Annotated in this window: 1 protein-coding gene; it reads right to left on the bottom strand. The window is 61.5% G+C overall.

The genetic code is table 11. The features are described from left to right. A partial coding sequence (locus tag G4D85_RS48600) for a condensation domain-containing protein (protein WP_164021957.1) occupies nt 1-410 on the bottom strand: 410 nt, incomplete at both ends.

Below are 410 nucleotides of genomic sequence, written 5' to 3'. Positions count from 1 at the left end.
GGGATGGATGCGTCGCGCGGGTAATCACTGACAACGCCATTCCAACCCGCGAGGACCTGCTGCTTCTCCGCCAACGTGAGCAGAGGGATCAGGCCAAGCTGGGTATCGGGGGCCGCCTGAAGTCCCTCAATCAGCACCGCGTAGTGACGCGAGAGGCGCTCCATGGTCGCCGCGTCGAAGAGGTCGGTGTTGTAGTTGAAGACACCCGCGAAGCCATTGATGCCTTCTTCGAGCAGAAGGCTGATGTCGTACTTCGAGGACTCGATGCTCGGAGGCAGCGCGCCCAGCGTGATGCCGGCGAGCTTGAGTTCTCCTTCAGGAGCGTTCTGAAGGGTGAGGGTGACCTGGAAGAGCGGTGAGCGGCTCAGGTCACGCTGAGGCTGGAGTTCTTCGACAAGCTTCTCGAAGGG

Origin of the sequence: Pyxidicoccus trucidator (assembly GCF_010894435.1) — a bacterium.
Taxonomy (GTDB): Bacteria; Myxococcota; Myxococcia; order Myxococcales; family Myxococcaceae; genus Myxococcus; species Myxococcus trucidator.
Note: the sequence above shows the minus strand (reverse complement) of the source record. Positions and strands in the feature narration are given on the sequence as shown.